Genomic DNA, 3463 nt, shown 5'->3' on the forward strand with positions numbered 1-3463 from the left:
GGTCCCATCAAGTTTTTGATCAAGTCAAGCATGTCTTTAGTCATCGTAAATGGCATATTCAAATCCTATCAGGTCAGGTGACAGAATCAAAACAGTTTTCAGACAGAGAAATTCGCTGGGTTTCTCCTCAGGAGTTTGCTGACTACCCCCTCGCTAAACCTCAACAAAAGATTTGGCAGGTTTATAAAACAGTTCTTGGAGATGGGGACTGGAATTAGCCATTTGTGTCTTCTTTCCATTTTTTTGTTATAATAGAAAAAGAAAAAGGTGATCTAATGAAAAAAATATTAATTGTAGATGATGAGAAACCAATCTCAGATATTATTAAGTTCAATATGACCAAAGAAGGCTACGAAGTTGTAACAGCCTTCAACGGTCGTGAGGCAATCGAGCTATTTGAAGCCGAGCAACCCGACATTATTATCCTCGACTTGATGCTTCCTGAAATTGATGGTTTAGAAGTAGCCAAAGCCATTCGCAAGACCAGTAGTGTTCCTATCATTATGCTCTCAGCTAAGGATAGCGAGTTTGACAAGGTTATCGGTTTGGAACTAGGGGCAGATGATTATGTCACAAAGCCCTTCTCAAATCGTGAATTGCAGGCGCGTGTCAAGGCTTTACTTCGCCGTACCGACTTGGTTTCAGTTGATAGTCAAGAGTCTGATGAGAAGAAATCCCAGCCACTTCAGATTGGCGATTTGGAAATTGTTCCAGACGCTTACGTGGCCAAAAAATACGGTGAGGAATTAGATTTGACCCACCGTGAGTTTGAGCTCTTATATCACTTGGCTTCCCATATTGGACAAGTGATTACGCGTGAACACTTGCTTGAGACTGTTTGGGGTTATGATTATTTTGGTGATGTTCGTACAGTGGACGTGACCATTAGACGTTTGCGTGAAAAAATTGAAGATACTCCAAGCCGTCCAGAGTATATCCTCACCCGTCGTGGTGTTGGCTACTATATGAGAAATAATGATTGAAGATATTAGACAAACTATTCTGACCAGTGATTTTATCTTTATCTTGATTTTACTTGGCTTTATCTTGGTGGTAACCTTGCTCTTACTGGAAAACCGTCGAGATAATATCCGTCTGAAGGAGATAAATCAAAAGGTTAAGGACTTGATTGCGGGTGATTATTCTCAAGTTTTAGACTTACAGGGCAGTACAGAAATCACCAATATTACCAATAACCTCAATGATTTGTCAGAAGTTATTCGTTTGACCCAAGAAAATCTGGAACAAGAGAGTAAAAGACTGCATAGTATTCTTTCTTACATGACAGATGGAGTGCTTGCAACCAATCGCCGTGGCCAGATTACCATGATTAATGACATGGCCAAGAAACAATTAGGTGTGCAGAAAGAAGATGTCCTTAACAAAAGCATTTTAGAATTGCTTAAGATAGAGGATGAGTATGAACTGCGTGACCTGATTACACAGATTCCTGAGTTGATGATTGATTCCCAAGATGTGAATGGTGAATTCCTGAGCCTTCGTGTACGTTTCGCTTTGGTTCGCCGTGAGTCTGGATTCATCTCGGGTTTGGTTGCTGTTTTACATGATACGACCGAGCAGGAGAAGGAAGAGCGTGAGCGAAGACTTTTCGTTTCAAACGTGAGTCATGAGTTGAGAACTCCTTTGACCAGTGTAAAATCTTATCTTGAAGCCTTGGACGAGGGAGCCTTGTATGATCCTGTAGCTCCTGATTTTATCAAGGTTTCGCTTGATGAAACTAACCGTATGATGCGGATGGTGACAGATCTCTTGCATCTCTCTCGTATTGATAATGCGACTACTCAGTTGGATGTAGAGTTGATTAACTTTACAGCCTTTATCACCTTTATTCTCAACCGCTTTGATAAGATGAGAAGTCAGGATGACGAGAAAAAATATGAACTTGTTAGAGATTACCCTATTAATTCAGTTTGGATCGAGATTGATACCGATAAAATGACCCAGGTGATTGATAATATTCTCAACAATGCTATCAAGTACTCACCAGATGGTGGGAAAATCACTGTCAGCATGAAAACCACTGATGACCAGATGATTTTATCCATCAAAGACCAAGGTCTAGGTATTCCAAAACAAGATTTGCCGAAGATTTTTGACCGTTTTTACCGAGTGGATCGCGCAAGAAGTCGTGCACAAGGTGGTACTGGGCTAGGTCTAGCCATCGCAAAAGAAATCATCAAACAACACAACGGCTTTATTTGGGCCAAAAGTGAATACGGTAAGGGCTCAACCTTTACCATCGTGCTCCCTTATGATAAGGATGCCGTAAAAGAAGAAATATGGGAGGACGAAATAGAAGACTAGAATGAGTGAAATAGGCTTTAAATACAGTATTTTAGCATCAGGTTCCAGTGGAAATTCCTTTTATCTGGAAACCCCAAAAACGAAAAATTTTAAGTGGATGCAGGCTTGTCAGGTAAGAAAATCACAAGTCTCTTGAGTGAAATCAATCGTAAGCCTGAAGATTTGGATGCAATTTTGATTACACATGAGCACTCAGACCATATCCATGGGGTCGGTGTCTTGGCTCGCAAATATGGCATGGATCTTTACGCCAATGAAAAGACTTGGCAGGCTATGGAAAATAGCAAGTACCTCGGTAAGGTGGATTCTTCGCAAAAGCATATCTTTGAAATGGGCAAAACCAAAACCTTTGGCGATATCGATATTGAAAGTTTTGGGGTCAGCCATGATGCAGTAGCACCCCAGTTTTACCGATTTATGAAAGACGACAAGAGTTTTGTCATGTTGACCGATACAGGTTATGTTAGTGATCGTATGGCAGGAATTGTTGAGAATGCTGACGGTTATCTCATCGAATCCAACCACGACGTGGAAATCTTACGAGCTGGATCTTATGCTTGGCGACTCAAACAGCGTATCCTATCTGATCTCGGTCACCTTTCTAACGAAGACGGAGCTGAGGCCATGATTCGTGCCATGGGAAATCGAACCAAGAAAATTTATCTTGGTCACTTGTCCAAAGAGAACAATATCAAGGAGCTGGCTCATATGACCATGGTCAATCAGCTAGCCCAAGCCGATCTGGGAGTCGGAGTAGACTTTAAGGTTTACGACACTTCCCCAGATACCGCAACACCATTGACAGACATATAAAAAGAAGGCGAGAGCCTTCTTTTCTTATGTTTAGATATTATTTTCTAGTCCAAACACCATTTAAAATATGATATAATAAGGTTTATAGTATGAGAAAGGTTGCCTTATGACGATAGATATTAGTGAAGAACAGTTGGCTATGGAGTCTGCTGACTTATTAAAAATTCTTTTAAAAGATCGAACGACCAAGAAAAATATTGTTTGGGCGACTCATTCTTATGAATTGTTGGGAAAGGGATTTGCTCCAAGTGACCGCATTACTCCAAGTAGGGTGACGGGAACCTATGCAAACTTGATTCAACCCCGATTAGAAAAGTCTAAGTAT

General features: G+C 40.8%; 3 protein-coding genes and 2 pseudogenes. All 5 read left to right on the forward strand.

The window, feature by feature from the left end:
- Window positions 1-218, forward strand: a 218-nt coding sequence (locus SORDD24_RS02480; RefSeq protein ID WP_196757261.1) for an NUDIX domain-containing protein, incomplete at its 5' end; no start/stop codon positions are given.
- A gap of 57 nt (window positions 219-275) precedes the next feature.
- Window positions 276-983 (forward strand): response regulator YycF, encoded by a 708-nt coding sequence (gene yycF / locus SORDD24_RS02485; RefSeq protein WP_000722063.1) that lies wholly within the window; start codon window positions 276-278, stop codon window positions 981-983.
- Window positions 976-2325 carry a cell wall metabolism sensor histidine kinase VicK gene (gene vicK, locus SORDD24_RS02490; RefSeq protein ID WP_061407142.1) on the forward strand — a complete coding sequence of 450 codons (1350 nt, stop codon included), beginning with the start codon at window positions 976-978 and terminating at the stop codon, window positions 2323-2325. The genes yycF and vicK overlap by 8 nt, the downstream gene beginning before the upstream one ends.
- A gap of 1 nt (window position 2326) precedes the next feature.
- Window positions 2327-3138: pseudogene (locus SORDD24_RS02495) on the forward strand (MBL fold metallo-hydrolase).
- 106 nt (window positions 3139-3244) lie between these two features.
- Window positions 3245-3463: pseudogene (locus SORDD24_RS11570) on the forward strand (restriction endonuclease); the annotation flags it as partial.

Source organism: Streptococcus oralis, assembly GCF_001579175.1.
GTDB classification, from domain to species: domain Bacteria; phylum Bacillota; class Bacilli; order Lactobacillales; family Streptococcaceae; genus Streptococcus; species Streptococcus oralis_O.